Origin of the sequence: Escherichia sp. WS1450 (genome assembly GCF_046487395.1) — a bacterium.
In the GTDB taxonomy this organism is placed as follows: domain Bacteria; phylum Pseudomonadota; class Gammaproteobacteria; order Enterobacterales; family Enterobacteriaceae; genus Escherichia; species Escherichia coli.
The window spans coordinates 19,982-35,880 of sequence record NZ_JBJQJO010000028.1 but is presented as its reverse complement, the minus strand read 5'-3'; the positions used below and the strand labels follow the sequence as shown (position 1 = coordinate 35,880).

The window sequence follows — 15,899 nt, the reverse complement described above, 5'->3', positions numbered from 1 at the left end:
TGCTAACGTATGCTTTTATAAACATTAGTGGTGGGATATAATTTTTGTTTAATTTTTATTTAAAAAGACAATTAAGGTCACATTATCTTGAATATACAACAATAATCGTATTGCAATTTTCTTACGCCATAATCTTGAAAGCACAAAAGAATACATAAAAAAATAAAGACATTAACAAAAAGCATAAAACGAGGCTCATATAAATATAAGAGCCTCCATATTTTAGTAGTTTAGAAACAAATTATTTTTAATGTGGTGTGCTTCGTGACAATAGATTAATAACCAACACACCGGCACAAATCAACATCATGCCTATAATGGCTGGCAGGTCCAGCCGTTGGCCGAAAAGTCCCCATGACAGTAAGCTAATCAGGACAATACCGACTCCTGACCAGATAGCATAAGCAATCCCTGTAGGAATATAAGCCAGCGTCTGAGCTAATAACCAGAATGATGCACAATAACAAATAATTGTACCAACAGATGGCCATAACCGTGTAAAACCTTCTGAAAACTTCATTAAGGTTGTACCAATGACCTCTGCAAGTATTGCACCACCAAGATAAATATAAGGGTTCATAGCATATTCTTTCCTGTTCAAACTGGAGAGAATTGTACTACAGTTTGAACTCAACTCACCTGTTTCATCATTGTGTACCCATTGATGTTCTTTTATATACCCTCAATACCCGTTTCATCGCGGCACTCTGGCGACACTCCTTAAAAATCAGATTCGTGCTCACCTTTCCTTCCCGTTCTTCTCTGGTAGCGAACCGGTAATACACCGTTCGCCAGACCTTACCATCAACGACCAGGATTCCTGCCCGCGCCATTTTAGCCGCAGCCTGATTTATGCTGGTTACGGTTGCGCCTGTTACCGCGGCAACGTCCTGCGCACAGAAGTTCTTATGAGTCCCCAGGTAATGAATAATTGCCTCTTTGCCCGTCATACCCTTGCTCCTTTCAGCCCAAACTTAGCTTTGATTTCTGCGATCTTCGCCAGAGTCTGTGCACGATTTAGAGGTCTACCGCCCATGACAGGAAGTTGTTTTACTGGTTCAGGTATAGCCTCACCACGGTTAATTCGTGCGGTCATACAGGACAGTTCATCGGCAGCCTTGCGCCGTAATTCCGCGTCAGTCAACGCATTGGCCCGCATGTTCTGATACAGGTTGGTAACCAGCCAGTAGTGCGCGTTTGATTTCCACGGATAAGACTCTGCATCCGGATACAGCCCGCGCTTCCGGCAATACTCGTAAACCATATCAACCAGCTCGCTGGCGTTTGGCAGCCCGGCGGTAACGGATGCTTCTTCCCGGCACCAGGCGACAAACTGCCCGGGTGATGGCAGGAATGGTCGATTCTGCCGACGGGCTACGCGCATTCCAGCGTTAACCTGTTCCATTGTGGTGATCCCGTTTTCCCGGAAAGCCAGAACCCACTGGCGGCGGATTTCGTTCAGTTCATTCTGGTCACGGTTAGCCAGGCTCGCCGGGAAAGTTGCCAGTAACTGGCTTAACACACCGTTGATGATCTGCGCTACCTGCTGTACCTGTGGCTTTTCGTCGTACTGTTCCGGCATGTTGTTGGCGATCCGGCGCATCTGCTCACAGTCAAAGTTAACCATCTGTGCGGCGATGTTTTTCATAGCTCCACCCCGTAAATCCAGTCAGTGTTCGTCAGGTCGAGTTTTGGTTTGCCGGCTGTCACGCCAGCCTGTTGCTTGTTTCGGTTGATTTCGAGCTGGGTCCACTTGTCGCGGAGTTTGGCCGGACTTAGCACGTTACCGGACCAGAAGTTGTCCTGGCATGCCCAGCGGAACAGCACGCACATGTCGCGGTGGTTACGTCCGTCACGTTCACGCATCAGGCGGATATCGTTAGCCCACCCTGCAAAATTCGGTTTTCTGGCTGATGGCGCGATGGTCTTCACCATGTCAAACATCCACTCTGCGGCGGTCAGGTCTTCTGCTGTCCCCCACTTGCTGCCGCTCTGAATTGCAGCATCCGGTTTCACCACAGGAAGATCGTTTTCTGGTTGGTCAGAGGATTCGCCAGAATTCTCGGACGAAAAAGGTTTTATATTGTCTTTTGTTAGTTTGTCTTTTGTGTTTACCTGATTCGGGTAAACGCCTTTACCTGATTTGGGTAAACTTTTTTTACCTGATTCAGGTAAATTTACCTCTTTCAGGTAAACTTTATTTTTCTTACCTGATTCGGGTAATGTTGACCATTCACTGACCACATTATTAATGCCGGTATTCCGCCCGCTCTGAATAAAAATCCCACGCTTTACCAGAACACTTTTTGCAGCAGAACACTTGTGCGGCAATATCCCGGTTAATTCGGAAAGTTGCTCGTTGCTAACCCAATCCAGTTTTTTATTAAAGCCATATGTTTTGCGCATGACAGCCAGAAAGACCAGAAGCTGGTGCTGTGTTAATCCGGCCAGCATCACAGCTTCCAGCAACTCATTTGCAATGCGCGTATAACCATCATCGAGATCTGCCACGCGCGGCTCCTTTTGTGCCGCATCCGGCACTGGAAAATTGAATATCTCAGCAGTGTTTGCCATAATTCCTCCCGCAATGAGTGTGTTACGATTTGCACCTGAAAGTCGGTTCTGTTCCAGCAGACCGGCTTTCGCCATTTCTGAACCTGTCATATCGCCCCCAGCATGGTAGTAACCATCGCCATCAATGGACCAGCCAGATCTGGGTCCACACGAAACATCGACACAATACCTTCACTAATTTCCTTCAGTTTCTGGTGGCGTGGTGCGTTGAGAATGACAGCCTGTTTTGCCTCACTGAGTTCCTTTTCCATTTCAGCCAACCTAGCCATGAAGCTATCCTGCTCAACCAGGTAACCGCGATATTCCAGCGGTAGTACCGCCAGAATTGCCGGGGTCAGTTCACGCACGTTATTTCGGTATTTTTCAGAATCGAATTTGTTATCGAGGAAGCGGAACAGCTTCTGGCGTGCACGGCTGACATCATCAGGGAAATCGATGGTGCCGCCGCCCTGCTCCCGATACTCATTCACAATGAGTGTGGCAACGACATCCTGATTATCTACAGCCGACCAGGCGCGGACGGCATCACGGATTTTTTCGTGGCCTGGCACCTGTTTTGTTTGAGAACGATTTATCACCGCAGTCGGGCTAAATCCGCTAGTCTGTTGGTATGTAAGTGGTTGCATAATTGCTCCTTTAGTTTGAATTGACTGTTAAGTTGATTGCTTATTGTTAAAGAGCGTGAAATGGAAATTTAAGCTGCGTTCTTTTCGGTGTGTGGAAACAACTTCGGAAGATCCGGGCGAATCTGGTATGCCTTCACTACTCCACCAGTAGCCGTAACAATGCTGCCGACATGTTCAGGGGATACCTTTGCTTTGTTGTGAAGCCACTTATAGACGGCCTGCTGTGAAACTTCGCAAGCAGCGCCCAGTTTCTTTTGTGAACCAACGATATTGATCGCTGTTTTGATAGCTGGGTTCATAACAACCTCCGTGGTTAATTTGAATCAAGATTAAAACTATGGTTGTTTTTAGTCAACAACCATTTTCGTTTGATGGAATAAAACCTTGGTTGTACATTTGGACTATGAAAACAACACTCTCAGAAAGACTTAAAGAAGCCAGATTAGCGCGAGGCCTTACACAAAAGGCGCTTGGGGATTTGGTCGGGGTTAGCCAGGCTGCTATTCAGAAAATCGAAACAGGGAAAGCTAATCAAACAACTAAAATCGTGGAGATCGCGAACGCTTTGGGTGTGCGCGCAGAATGGTTATCTTCTGGCGTTGGAAATATGTCAGACAGTACAGTGCAACCAATACAATCAACTGTCAGCCATTCCAAATACTTCAAGATTGACGTTCTTGATATAGAAGTCAGTGCTGGGCCGGGAGTCATCAACCGTGAGTTTGTAGAAGTTCTACGCTCGGTTGAGTACTCGTTTGACGATGCTCGTCACATGTTCGATGGTAGGAAGGCAGAAAATATCCGCATCATTAACGTGCGTGGTGACAGCATGTCAGGAACGATCGAACCAGGTGATCTGCTGTTCGTTGATATCACGGTTAAATCTTTCGACGGTGATGGCATCTATGCGTTTCTGTACGACGACACCGCCCATGTAAAGCGCCTGCAAATGATGAAGGATAAGCTGCTGGTTATCTCTGATAACAAGAGCTACTCACCGTGGGACCCGATCGAGAAAGACGAGATGAACCGGGTGTTCATCTTCGGTAAGGTTATTGGGAGCATGCCCCAGACGTACAGGAAACATGGATAATCAGTACTGTGCTGATGAGTCGTTTAGGGGATAGTAAATTTAATTAGAATTAGACGAGAGCGATTTATGGATTGTGACGCTTTACAGGATATAAAAATCTCTCTTAGGTATGACGGAAAAGATGCTTTAAATCATGAAATAGATTTGAACTGCCTAGGAGAATCCCTAAAGGGTTTTTCTAAAGTTCTCTCAACAGCAGCTTCTTTCTCTGTTACACAAAAATATAGTAAATACATTAATTATCAGGAAGTTAAGGTTTACGCACGCGAAGCAAAAGCTAACTGCTTTACTCTTGAAGCAGTTCTTAACTTCGCCACTCAGAACCAGTTGTTCTCGGGGATCGCCGCAACTATACTTGGCGCAATACTACAATATATTTTTGCGAGAAATTCTAACAAGAAAGATGAAATGAAAGCTTTGCAGCAGTCACTTGAAAAGGCCATAGAGGCACTAGGAAACAAGGATGCTGGAACCATTGATAAGTTGATCTCTTTGATTGACCGAATGGCTGTAGAGCTTCGCCCCTCTGTAAGGCAGGCAGTATCACCTATTGGTAATACTTGCGATCAGATAAGTGTTGCAACAAATGTTGACGGCTGCCTTCTAAAAGTTAACGAGAGAGATAAAGCTGAAATTGATAGGCTTGATGATGATGAAGTTCTCGGTCTTCGTGAGTATCGTGCTTTTCTTACAGAATTTGATGCACAAAATATGACAGCTAAAATAATTTTAGATGGTGATGACTCAAAAAAGAGAATCACTGCTGAAATTAGCGATCCAGCTGCAGAAAAGAAGAATAACCCGTATATTAGAGCTCTTAGTGCATATATATCAACCAAAGGTGATCCATCTGCAGTATTCACTATAACCGCAAAGGCTACTGTTAAAAAAGGCCAGATAAACAGGTTATTTATTGTAGATGCGAAATGATTTCCCCGGCCGTCGTGCCGGGTTTTCTTTTGCCTCCCCTCATCACACACACCGTTAAAAAAACCACCATAACCTCGCTTCAGTTATCGCTATGCGATTCAAGTCACAAAATAAATCCATCCTAAATACAACCAGTTATATCTAAAGCAACCAATAAAACAACTTTTGTTGTTGACGATAAAACAACTATAGTTTTAAATAAGTTCATCGCAACAACACAACGATACGGCAACTACCTGATTCACCGTTGCGATGACCGCTTAGATCCGCAGTTTGAATTTCAGCAGGCTTCGGGGAGTGCGAGGGGTGAAACGGACGCGTGAACGTCGGTGTGACCAGCTGAAATTAACTCAACATTTCATACCTTAGTCGCTTCAACGAGGCGGCTTAGTTATGACAACCGGCGGCCATCCACCGCCTGAATACGCGCAGAAGTCTCTATATGTTCAGCAGCCCAGCTTACGGGCAGGAGTTTTTATGGTTCATCAACATTATGGAACGCAGACCGTTAATCGAGGTGCGGTCATGCCAGGAATGCTGGTCAAACACAAAGATGGTACCTGGACTGCATCAGCTAATTTACGCGGACGGCTTTATCTGCATCGCGGCATCGAGCGCACTTATACCCGTGATTTGCTCGTGGAAGTTTTTCTCGACGGACGCGGTAACGGCCTGAATCACTAATCCCCTTTCCTGTTTTCCTAATCAGCCTGGCATTTCGCGGGCGATATTTTCACAGCCATTTTCAGGAGGTCAGCCATGAACGCTTATTACATTCAGGATCGTCTTGAGGCTCAGAGCTGGGCGCGTCACTACCAGCAGATCGCCCGTGAAGAGAAAGAGGCAGAACTGGCAGACGACATGGAAAAAGGCCTGCCCCAGCACCTGTTTGAATCGCTATGCATCGATCATTTGCAACGCCACGGGGCCAGCAAAAAAGCCATTACCCGTGCGTTTGATGACGATGTTGAGTTTCAGGAGCGCATGGCAGAACACATCCAGTACATGGTTGAAACCATTGCTCACCACCAGGTTGATATTGATTCAGAGGTATAAAACGGATGAGTACAGCACTCGCAACGCTGGCAGGGAAGCTGGCTGAACGTGTCGGCATGGATTCTGTCGACCCACAGGAACTGATCACCACTCTTCGCCAGACGGCATTTAAAGGTGATGCCAGCGATGCGCAGTTCATCGCATTGTTGATCGTCGCCAACCAGTACGGCCTTAATCCGTGGACGAAAGAAATTTACGCCTTCCCTGATAAGCAGAACGGCATCGTTCCGGTGGTGGGCGTTGATGGCTGGTCCCGCATCATCAATGAAAACCAGCAGTTTGATGGCATGGACTTTGAGCAGGACAATGAATCCTGTACATGCCGGATTTACCGCAAGGACCGTAATCATCCGATCTGCGTTACCGAATGGATGGATGAATGCCGCCGCGAACCATTCAAAACTCGCGAAGGCAGAGAAATCACGGGGCCGTGGCAGTCGCATCCCAAACGGATGTTACGGCATAAAGCCATGATTCAGTGTGCCCGTCTGGCCTTCGGATTTGCTGGTATCTATGACAAGGATGAAGCCGAGCGCATTGTCGAAAATACTGCATACACTGCAGAACGTCAGCCAGAACGCGACATCACTCCGGTTAACGATGAAACCATGCAGGAGATTAACACTCTGCTGATCGCCCTGGATAAAACATGGGATGACGACTTATTGCCGCTCTGTTCCCAGATATTTCGCCGCGACATTCGCGCATCGTCAGAACTGACACAGGCCGAAGCAGTGAAAGCTCTTGGATTCCTGAAACAGAAAGCCACTGAGCAGAAGGTGGCAGCATGACACCGGACATTATCCTGCAGCGTACCGGGATCGACGTGAGAGCTGTCGAACAGGGGGATGATGCATGGCACAAATTACGGCTCGGCGTCATCACCGCTTCAGAAGTTCACAACGTGATAGCAAAGCCCCGCTCAGGAAAGAAGTGGCCTGACATGAAAATGTCCTACTTCCACACCCTGCTGGCTGAGGTTTGCACCGGTGTGGCTCCGGAAGTTAATGCTAAGGCGCTGGCCTGGGGAAAACAGTACGAGAACGACGCCAGAACCCTGTTTGAATTCACTTCCGGCGTGAATGTTACTGAATCCCCGATCATCTATCGCGACGAAAGTATGCGCACCGCCTGCTCTCCCGATGGTTTATGCAGTGACGGCAACGGCCTTGAACTGAAATGCCCGTTTACCTCCCGGGATTTCATGAAGTTCCGGCTCGGTGGTTTCGAGGCCATAAAATCGGCTTACATGGCCCAGGTGCAGTACAGCATGTGGGTGACGCGAAAAGATGCCTGGTACTTTGCCAACTATGACCCGCGTATGAAGCGTGAAGGCCTGCATTATGTCGTGATTGAGCGGAATGAAAAGTACATGGCGAATTTTGACGAGATGGTGCCGGAGTTCATCGAAAAAATGGACGTGGCACTGGCTGAAATTGGTTTTGTATTTGGGGAGCAATGGCGATGAAGCATCCTCACGATAATATCCGGGTAGGCGCGATCACTTTCATCTACTCCGTTACAAAGCGAGGCTGGGTATTTCCCGGCCTTTCTGTTATCAGAAATCCACTGAAAGCACAGCGGCTGGCTGAGGCGATAAATAATAAACGGGGGCTGTATGACTGATTTCACCGGAAGCAATACTCCTGCCGAACATCGCGACAGCTGGCGCACACCACCAGAGATTTTTGCTGCGCTTAATGCAGAGTTCGTTTTTCAACTTGATGCTGCCGCCAGCGAAAAAAACCGACTATGTCGGCTTTTTATCTCACAGGAGCAGAACACATTAACCACTTCATGGCCTGAAGCAATGGGATATGCCTCTGGTTATGTCTGGTTGAATCCACCATACAGCAATATTTCCCCTTTTGTGAAAAAGGCAGCCACTGAAAACAAATTCAGTAGTGTGGGATGTGTAATGTTATTGCCTGCTGACACATCTGTCGGATGGTTTCATGAAGCGATACAAACCGCCAGTGAGGTCAGATTCATCACGGCAGGACGACTGGCATTTATTAACCCACTCACTGAGAAACCCGTCAGTGGAAATAATAAAGGCTCGATGCTCATTATCTGGCACCCATACCCCCGTACACACTGCCACTTTACGACCGTTGATCGTGGAGAGTTGATGGCGTTCGGCTCAAGGATTCTTGCCCGTCGGGAGGCTGCATGACAACCACGGAATGCATTTTTCTGGCAGCGGGCTTCATATTCTGTGTGCTTATGCTTGCCGATATGGGACTTGTTCAATGACACCTCAGCAGGAAAACGCCCTTCGCAGCATTGCCCGTCAGGCTAATTCTGAAATCAAAAAAGCCAGACAGCAGTTTCCGGATAAAAACGTCGATGACATTTGCCGTAGCGTACTTAAGAAGCACCGCGAAACGGTAACGCTGATGGGATTCACACCGACTCATTTAAGCCTGGCGATCGGCATGTTAAACGGCGTCTTTAAGGAACGGTGAACATGAAAAGCAAAATCATCAGGGAGCTACAGGCTCCTTTTTTATTGTTCGCATTCATCCTCAAGCGTATTAACCAACAATTCAGGGATTAATGGAAGATGGCAGACATCATTGATTCAGCATCAGAAATCGAAGAATTACAGCGCAATACAGCAATAAAAATGCGTCGTCAGAACTACCAGACTGTATCCGCAACTCATTGTTGTGAGTGTGGCGATCCGATAGATGAGCGAAGACGCCTGGCTGTTCAGGGTTGTCGGACTTGTGCAAGTTGCCAGGAGGAGATCGAACTTAAGAACAAACAATGGGGACTGTGATGGCCTCAAAGCAGCAAATTTCAACATCGTCCAACTGAGGTGTAAAAATGTTCAGAATCATTTTTCCTAACACCTGGTACGTCGACCACCACGGCACTCCCTGCAAAATCCTGCGTTCTACCCACAACAAAGTTCACTACATCCGAAAAGGCAGAACATGTATCGCCAGCATGTTCCGCTTTAATCATGACTTTGAACCTGTGAATAAAGCTGATGCAGATCGGATAGCAGAAGAGATCGAAACGGCAGAACACATTAAGAAGTTACGTGACATGCGTTCAAAAAGCAGAGGTAACCATGGAATCATACAGCCTCACACTCGATGAGGCCTGTCAGTTTCTTAAGATATCCAGACCAACCGCCACCAACTGGATACGAACAGGCCGCCTACAGGCAACACGTAAAGATCCAACCAAGCCAAAATCTCCTTACCTCACAACACGGCAAGCCTGCATTGCGGCGCTTCAGTCTCCGCTGCATACTGTCCAGGTGAGCGCGGGTGATGGCATAACAGAGGAAAGAAAATGTCACTCTTCCGCAGAAATGAAATATGGTATGCCTCGTATTCGCTCCCGGGCGGGAAACGAATTAAGGAATCTCTTGGCACAAAGGACAAGCGGCAAGCTCAGGAGTTGCACGACAAGCGAAAAGCAGAACTCTGGCGAGTAGAAAAGCTAGGGGATTTACCTGATGTCACTTTTGAAGAGGCCTGCCTAAGATGGCTTGAGGAAAAAGCTGATAAAAAATCTCTCGATTCAGATAAAAGCCGGATTGAGTTCTGGCTTGAACATTTTGAGGGTATAAGGCTTAAAGATATCTCGGAGGCAAAGATTTACTCTGCTGTAAGCAGAATGCATAACAGAAAGACGAAAGAAATATGGAAACAGAAAGTTCAGGCCGCCATCAGGAAAGGTAAAGAACTGCCTGTTTATGAACCAAAGCCAGTATCAACTCAGACAAAGGCAAAGCATCTTGCCATGATAAAGGCCATTCTCCGTGCTGCAGAACGCGACTGGAAGTGGCTGGAAAAAGCGCCTGTCATCAAGATACCAGCGGTCAGAAACAAGCGAGTCAGATGGCTGGAAAAGGAGGAAGCAAAACGCCTTATTGATGAGTGCCCCGAACCACTGAAATCTGTCGTCAAGTTTGCGCTGGCAACTGGTCTGAGAAAGTCGAACATCATAAATCTGGAATGGCAACAAATCGACATGCAGCGACGAGTTGCCTGGGTGAATCCAGAAGAGAGCAAATCAAACCGCGCCATTGGTGTGGCGCTGAACGATACCGCCTGTAAAGTGTTGCGTGATCAAATAGGCAAGCATCACAAATGGGTGTTTGTACATACCAAGGCGGCTAAGCGAGCAGATGGAACATCAACGCCTGCGGTCAGGAAGATGCGCATCGACAGCAAGACATCATGGCTATCAGCTTGTCGTCGTGCAGGAATTGAAGATTTCCGTTTCCATGACCTCAGACACACCTGGGCAAGCTGGTTGATTCAGTCAGGCGTCCCATTATCAGTGCTTCAGGAAATGGGCGGATGGGAGTCCATAGAAATGGTTCGTAGGTATGCTCACCTTGCGCCTAATCATTTGACAGAGCATGCGAGGAAAATAGACGACATTTTTGGTGATAATGTCCCAAATATGTCCCACTCTGGAATTATGGAGGATATAAAGAAGGCGTAACTGATTGAATTGTAATGGCGCGCCCTGCAGGATTCGAACCTGCGGCCCACGACTTAGAAGGTCGTTGCTCTATCCAACTGAGCTAAGGGCGCGTTGATACCGCAATGCGGTGTAATCGCGTGAATTATACGGTCAACCCTTGCTGAGTCAATGGCTTTTGATCTGGTTGCTGAACAAGTGAACGACCGCGTCTGATTTTCTGATTTATTTCGCTATAGCGGCAAACAAACGCACATCGCTGCGCGTCTGAATCAAGAAAACCCGTATTTTCATGTATCAAAGTACAATTTCCCGCCCTAACGGAAAATTGTCCGATCCAATGAGACTGGTAACTATGAAACCAACGTCGGTGATCATTATGGATACTCATCCTATCATCAGAATGTCTATTGAAGTTCTGTTGCAAAAAAACAATGAATTGCAAATTGTCCTGAAAACGGATGATTATCGCATAACCATCGATTATCTCCGAACCCGTCCTGTTGATTTAATCATTATGGATATAGACTTGCCCGGAACAGACGGTTTTTCCTTCCTGAAAAGGATCAAACAAATCCAGAGCACAGTGAAAGTATTATTTTTATCATCGAAATCAGAATGCTTTTATGCTGGCAGAGCGATACAAGCTGGTGCTAACGGTTTTGTCAGTAAATGCAATGATCAAAATGATATTTTTCACGCCGTTCAGATGATCCTCTCCGGATACACTTTTTTCCCCAGCGAAACGCTCAACTATATAAAAAGCAATAAATGCAGTACGAATAGTTCAACGGTCACGGTGCTATCTAATCGTGAAGTGACCATATTACGTTATCTGGTTAGCGGATTATCCAATAAAGAAATTGCCGATAAGTTATTACTTAGCAATAAAACAGTTAGTGCGCATAAATCTAATATTTATGGCAAGCTAGGTTTGCATTCAATTGTAGAGCTTATCGACTATGCCAAATTATATGAATTAATATAATATTAATTATAATTGATCATAAATATCGCATCCGCTTTCGCCACACCTGGCTGAACACCGCTGGCTAACGCTCGATAATTGGCAAAAAAGTTTAGTGTGACATTGCCATTTGCATCTACTTCCTCAGTCGGGCTCGCCTCCCCCAGTGCGAGCCGGGAGCGATCGCTATTACGTAATTCGATGGCGACGGTTTGTGCCATTGCGGGATCATCCAGAGCCAGCAGGTTGGCATCAGATGCCGGCGTTCCCGTAAATAAAATCGCAACTGAACCCGGAGGACATCCCTCCAGCCGCAGGCTAAAAGGGACGAGTGCCGTGGTATCGCCAGCGCTCAGTAATTGTGTCGTAGGCCATCTGCCTAAATCTACCGTCTTATCCTTATCCGCTGTGTTTACGGTACAGGAGAAATCAACAACGTTACCGTGCAAATTGATATTAATCGTTCCTAAAGGGTCAACTGCCCATCCACTGGAACTTCACAGTAGCCCGCAGAAACAGCTAAAGAGTACTCTTCTCATTCTCCGTACCTCATTGATAATCGACGCGTAAATACCCCAGCGCGCTAAACGGCCCTTCGGTCGGTTTTTGACCGGTAATACTGATAGGCCAGGCGCGAAGTGTGACATTGGCTGCCGCAGCTGCATCCAGACGGAAAGGAATAACGCTATTGAGATCGTTAGGCGTGATCGGCGTATCGTTCTGATCGGCCACAATAAAACCTAAATCCTGATTGTCCGACACCATCGCCTGACCAGAAACGGCACTGGCTTCCAGACGCATTGTTAAATAAGCCTGCGCAGCAACATTCGTACATTTGATCGCAATGCTCTTGGTTTGCGGCATGACACCAGCTGGTCGATTCCCCGGCCCTGCCGCACTAAATAACGATGCGCCGATATCACCAAAATCAAATTCAACAATTTGCCCGGCATTTAATTCGCAGTTTTGCGGTACTTCAACCCGGCCACCAAAACTAATGGTATAAACAGGTGTAACCAACGGATCGTTAGGCGTTGATGTCACATACACGGTAAACATCACCTGTCTGGGGATCTCCACCATGTTAATAAAGGGACGAATAACCTTTAAACGAAATATCAAACGAGAATCCATCACCCCGAACGGAAGGTTTTGCGAAACGTTAGGATCTGTTCCCATACGGATATAATTTTGCGGGGGAAACTGAATATCCATCACGCTATCAACCAGACTCATCGCACCTAATAGATAATCATTTAATTTCATATATTTATAATTATCGATAGTTTCCTGAACAATAAAGTTGGTGACATAACTACGGTATGTATAATTCACCAGCGTGCCGGGTGGACAAATTGCTGACACACCTACCCAGCCGGATTTTTCCGGTAAAACAACAATCTGGCCTGGCTGGTTATTGGTGCTATTAAAGACATTTGAGAGATCATAGTGTTCATCTTCTGCTACGCCAGTACTATTTGCACAAACAGTAGCCCAGGATATGTTTGTTAACCACAAACATGCCATCGCCAATAATAATCTGCAGATTATCTTCATTGATAATTTCCTTTATGAGCCAGGATGTGTGCAAACTGCCGAAATAACAGTGACGGCTTGCTGTAAGCTTTGCTTCGGCAATACATAGTGCGCAATGCAGCGTGAGTTCGCGCCGTCTCCCCACTGAACCAGTAATTCACCAGACAATGGCGCACCACTTAAATAAACTTGCCCGTCATCACCCACCATACTGGTTATTCCGGTACTGTTTTCCCGTACCAGTGATCCAAACGGCACCGGTTTTCCGCCCTGGGTAACGGTAATGAGCGCCCGCACGCCTATGCGGGTATCAAAATTGGCACGAACCAACGCGCCTTGCGTCGGCACAACGCTGCTAATATTTTTTTCAACATCGATGGAATTCCCTATCGTATTGGTATCAAGCGCGATACGGTTATACCGATAAACCGTGGCATACGGCATCACCGCATAGCCGCGCCAGTCGGTTAAAATTCCAGTTTGATTTTCAATGCGTACACCGCCTGCGCCTGGCGCTTTAATCAAAACATTGGTATCCCCTAAAGGCTGGCTCAGCGTTATACCATTTTCATGCCCGACCACACCGCCAGACAGCTGCCAGTTAACGTCATGTTGATCGCGGTCGTAGTTATACCCGACCCCCAGCGTACCGTAAGCGGCCTGCCAGTTTGCCGTGGCGCTGCCCGTATACCCATTATTCGAGGTATCGCCTTGGCTTACGTGATAACTCAGGTTGTGGCCTTCCAGTAAGGTCCCACCAACGCCTGCCAGCCAGCTATTTTGCCCGTTGCTGTTACGGTTGGCGTTAAAGGAGGCATAAGCGCGGTCGAGCGCATTTTCCCGGGTGTAGCGACGTTTGGTCAGAACATTGAAAGGCACTGAAACATTAAGTCCGACAATACGTTCGTTATCGGGGATCCCTACAGATTCATTCCACGAAAATGAGAGTGAATAACTGATGCCAACCCAGCTGCTGGTATACCCCACCTGATACCAGGTATCTGAATCCGAAGTATTCCAGTATTTTTGATGGGTACCAGAGATATAAAGCGAGCCAAAGTCATTAAGTGATTGTGAAATATTTAACTGCAAACGGTCTTTACGGCTAAAGCGTAAATTGTGGTAATTCACGATTATCGGTTCATCGCGATGCTCACCGTCATAATCGTAATCATATTCGTACCCCTCCATTCGACGATACGCAACATCATCAAGGGTATAAAAACCTTGTGTCGAATAGCGGTAACCCATTAACTGAAAATTGGTGCCGAAAGTGTTCATTGATTTCGCATAGAGGAAGCGAATGGAATCCCCCTCATGACGACTGTCGTCGGCTAACTGACTGCGCGCATGCGTTACATCCAGCGACACTGCGCCCCAGTTCCCGAGGTTGCGCCCCAACCCTAACAAAAAGGCGGTGTAATTTGCAGATAATTGCGTCCCGCCGTAGGCAGTAAATTCCTGTGGTAAACCGCCGAGTGCCGTGCCCTGAAAAAAGAAAGGCGACGATTGCTGACTATTACCGCTACGAAAATCACCCGCCGTCAGGTCAAATTTGAAACGCCCTTCGCGTTGTAAAATTGGCACTGTCGAATACGGAATAGTGTAATTCTGCTGATTACCATCGCGCTCGTCGATGGTGACGTCCAGATCGCCATTTGAAGATGTCGGGTGTAAATCTGTAATTTCAAAAGCGCCGGGGGAAACATAGCTTTGATAGATAATAAAACCATTTTGCCGAATCGTTAGCTGGGCCGCCGTACGGGCAATCCCACGTACCGTTGGGGCAAACCCTTGCTGGCTATCAGGATACATATTATCGGAAGAATAAAGCCGTACACCTCGAAATCCGACGCCATCGAAAATATCACTCCCTGTATTACCGTCTCCCATTACCAGTTCACTTTTCAGCGGAATAATGGCGCGCTGTACCCAGGTGCCAATATTATTCCACTGTTCTGAATGATATCCATTTCCGCGAAAATAGTTCCAGGAACCATTGTTGCGTAAACGCCACGGGCCAATATTAATCCCGCTGAGTTCACTAAAAAAATAGCTATCGTTACCATTACCTCTGTTACCGGTGAAATTATAATTCAGGAGTAAAGCAGGAATACCTTCATCCCACTCTTCAGGCGGAATGTAACCGTGAGCGCTACTCAACAACGCTATCTGAGGAATAGTGATGTTCAGGCGCATCGCTGCAAAATCAAAGTTAATTGTGGCATCAGGTACAGCTTTCAGTAAATTAATGCATTTATTATTTTGCTGCTGGGCTAACTCGGGGAATGCACTGCTATTAAGGCCAATTCGTTCAAGGAGTGCCTGATTAAAACAAGGCATTAACCCACCTGATTTATCACCTGTATTTACTGTCGTCGATTCAAATACGATATCCTATGAACCAATGAACTCATCATTACGCCAGAGATCCACCCGATACACGCCCGCAGGTTGATGATTACCTCTCTCAAAGCGCGATAAATCAGCAACGGATGTGCCATTCTCTAATAAAAATGCCGGGTTGAAATAACTTTCCGCATAGCTTAAAAAGGAGGGTAAAATGGCAAGAGATGAATAACAAATTCCGGCCAGACACCAGCTATACCTCTGCGGAATATCCGTAGTAGTGGGTATTTTCATAATTAGCTCTGATATTGTCAGA

The 15,899-nt window shown here is 46.7% G+C and carries 21 protein-coding genes, 1 tRNA gene and 3 pseudogenes; 14 read left to right on the top strand and 11 right to left on the bottom strand.

The genetic code is table 11. The features are described 5' to 3' along the window. Positions 1–48: 48 nt before the first annotated feature. The 7 genes and pseudogenes from ylcJ to ACJHYR_RS23270 form a co-directional block, all read right to left on the bottom strand. Positions 49–199, bottom strand: a pseudogene (gene ylcJ, locus ACJHYR_RS23300) (protein YlcJ). 48 nt (positions 200–247) lie between these two features. After that, positions 248–580, bottom strand: a complete 333-nt coding sequence (emrE, locus tag ACJHYR_RS23295; RefSeq protein WP_001070451.1) for a multidrug efflux SMR transporter EmrE — start codon at positions 578–580, stop codon at positions 248–250. A 67-nt stretch (positions 581–647) separates the two neighbouring features. Continuing rightward, entirely contained in the window at positions 648–950 is a 303-nt protein-coding gene (locus ACJHYR_RS23290) for a hypothetical protein (RefSeq protein WP_000145904.1), read from the bottom strand. Continuing rightward, positions 947–1,648: a replication protein P gene (locus ACJHYR_RS23285; RefSeq protein ID WP_059327838.1), complete on the bottom strand. Its 702-nt coding sequence runs from the start codon at positions 1,646–1,648 to the stop codon at positions 947–949. The genes ACJHYR_RS23290 and ACJHYR_RS23285 overlap by 4 nt, the downstream gene beginning before the upstream one ends. Further along, positions 1,645–2,664, bottom strand: coding sequence for a replication protein (locus ACJHYR_RS23280; protein WP_000147893.1), 1,020 nt, complete (start codon positions 2,662–2,664; stop codon positions 1,645–1,647). Before ACJHYR_RS23280 ends, ACJHYR_RS23285 begins: the two co-directional genes overlap by 4 nt. After that, positions 2,661–3,200 (bottom strand): toxin YdaT domain-containing protein, encoded by a 540-nt coding sequence (locus tag ACJHYR_RS23275; protein WP_001182903.1) that lies wholly within the window; start codon positions 3,198–3,200, stop codon positions 2,661–2,663. Before ACJHYR_RS23275 ends, ACJHYR_RS23280 begins: the two co-directional genes overlap by 4 nt. A 68-nt stretch (positions 3,201–3,268) precedes the next feature. Beyond that, positions 3,269–3,499, bottom strand: a complete 231-nt coding sequence (locus ACJHYR_RS23270; protein ID WP_001067458.1) for a transcriptional regulator — start codon at positions 3,497–3,499, stop codon at positions 3,269–3,271. A gap of 104 nt (positions 3,500–3,603) precedes the next feature. Here ACJHYR_RS23270 and ACJHYR_RS23265 point away from each other — a divergent pair, with 104 nt between their 5' ends. The 13 genes and pseudogenes from ACJHYR_RS23265 (at position 3,604) to ACJHYR_RS23205 (ending at position 10,752) form a co-directional block, all read left to right on the top strand. Continuing rightward, positions 3,604–4,293 (top strand): helix-turn-helix transcriptional regulator, encoded by a 690-nt coding sequence (locus ACJHYR_RS23265; protein ID WP_000858975.1) that lies wholly within the window; start codon positions 3,604–3,606, stop codon positions 4,291–4,293. Positions 4,294–4,359: 66 nt separating this feature from the next. Next, entirely contained in the window at positions 4,360–5,223 is an 864-nt protein-coding gene (locus ACJHYR_RS23260) for a hypothetical protein (RefSeq protein ID WP_059327837.1), read from the top strand. A 477-nt stretch (positions 5,224–5,700) separates the two neighbouring features. Beyond that, the gene (locus ACJHYR_RS23255; protein ID WP_000233576.1) at positions 5,701–5,907 is read left to right on the top strand and encodes a phage encoded cell division inhibitor protein; all 207 of its coding nucleotides are present in this window, start codon (positions 5,701–5,703) and stop codon (positions 5,905–5,907) included. Between the two features lie 75 nt (positions 5,908–5,982). Next, positions 5,983–6,279, top strand: coding sequence for a host-nuclease inhibitor Gam family protein (locus ACJHYR_RS23250; RefSeq protein WP_000995433.1), 297 nt, complete (start codon positions 5,983–5,985; stop codon positions 6,277–6,279). 5 nt (positions 6,280–6,284) lie between these two features. Then, positions 6,285–7,070 carry a phage recombination protein Bet gene (bet, locus tag ACJHYR_RS23245; protein WP_000100847.1) on the top strand — a complete coding sequence of 262 codons (786 nt, stop codon included), beginning with the start codon at positions 6,285–6,287 and terminating at the stop codon, positions 7,068–7,070. Continuing rightward, positions 7,067–7,747: a lambda exonuclease family protein gene (locus ACJHYR_RS23240; protein ID WP_000186833.1), complete on the top strand. Its 681-nt coding sequence runs from the start codon at positions 7,067–7,069 to the stop codon at positions 7,745–7,747. The genes bet and ACJHYR_RS23240 overlap by 4 nt, the downstream gene beginning before the upstream one ends. Continuing rightward, positions 7,744–7,905, top strand: a complete 162-nt coding sequence (locus ACJHYR_RS23235) for a DUF1317 family protein (RefSeq protein ID WP_000682294.1) — start codon at positions 7,744–7,746, stop codon at positions 7,903–7,905. The genes ACJHYR_RS23240 and ACJHYR_RS23235 overlap by 4 nt, the downstream gene beginning before the upstream one ends. Further along, complete coding sequence (locus tag ACJHYR_RS23230; RefSeq protein ID WP_000129285.1) at positions 7,898–8,455, top strand: phage N-6-adenine-methyltransferase; 558 nt, start codon at positions 7,898–7,900, stop codon at positions 8,453–8,455. The genes ACJHYR_RS23235 and ACJHYR_RS23230 overlap by 8 nt, the downstream gene beginning before the upstream one ends. A 76-nt stretch (positions 8,456–8,531) precedes the next feature. Then, a complete protein-coding gene (locus tag ACJHYR_RS23225; RefSeq protein ID WP_000188870.1) occupies positions 8,532–8,747 on the top strand; it encodes a hypothetical protein in 216 nt (71 codons plus the stop codon). Between the two features lie 98 nt (positions 8,748–8,845). Beyond that, a complete protein-coding gene (locus ACJHYR_RS23220) occupies positions 8,846–9,064 on the top strand; it encodes a TraR/DksA family transcriptional regulator (RefSeq protein WP_000763390.1) in 219 nt (72 codons plus the stop codon). 47 nt (positions 9,065–9,111) lie between these two features. Then, on the top strand, positions 9,112–9,390 hold the full coding sequence (locus ACJHYR_RS23215; RefSeq protein ID WP_000488407.1) for a DUF4222 domain-containing protein: 279 nt from the start codon (positions 9,112–9,114) through the stop codon (positions 9,388–9,390). Further along, positions 9,362–9,427: pseudogene (locus tag ACJHYR_RS23210) on the top strand (helix-turn-helix domain-containing protein); the annotation flags it as partial. The gene ACJHYR_RS23215 and the pseudogene ACJHYR_RS23210, both read left to right, overlap by 29 nt. A gap of 161 nt (positions 9,428–9,588) precedes the next feature. Continuing rightward, positions 9,589–10,752, top strand: coding sequence for an integrase (locus ACJHYR_RS23205; protein WP_001299447.1), 1,164 nt, complete (start codon positions 9,589–9,591; stop codon positions 10,750–10,752). A gap of 15 nt (positions 10,753–10,767) precedes the next feature. Here the strand turns inward: ACJHYR_RS23205 and ACJHYR_RS23200 are convergent. Beyond that, positions 10,768–10,844, bottom strand: a tRNA-Arg gene (locus tag ACJHYR_RS23200). A gap of 242 nt (positions 10,845–11,086) precedes the next feature. Between ACJHYR_RS23200 and fimZ the strand changes: the two genes are divergently transcribed. Further along, entirely contained in the window at positions 11,087–11,719 is a 633-nt protein-coding gene (gene fimZ / locus ACJHYR_RS23195; protein ID WP_410233154.1) for a fimbria biosynthesis transcriptional regulator FimZ, read from the top strand. 2 nt (positions 11,720–11,721) lie between these two features. Here the strand turns inward: fimZ and sfmF are convergent, their stop codons facing one another. The 3 genes and pseudogenes from sfmF to ACJHYR_RS23180 form a co-directional block, all read right to left on the bottom strand. After that, on the bottom strand, positions 11,722–12,159 hold the full coding sequence (gene sfmF, locus ACJHYR_RS23190) for a fimbria assembly protein (RefSeq protein WP_249530109.1): 438 nt from the start codon (positions 12,157–12,159) through the stop codon (positions 11,722–11,724). Positions 12,160–12,247: 88 nt separating this feature from the next. After that, a complete protein-coding gene (fimH, locus tag ACJHYR_RS23185; protein WP_001550766.1) occupies positions 12,248–13,255 on the bottom strand; it encodes a type 1 fimbria D-mannose specific adhesin FimH in 1,008 nt (335 codons plus the stop codon). A 12-nt stretch (positions 13,256–13,267) separates the two neighbouring features. Beyond that, positions 13,268–15,877 (bottom strand): annotated as a pseudogene (locus ACJHYR_RS23180) (fimbrial biogenesis usher protein). Positions 15,878–15,899: the final 22 nt, after the last annotated feature.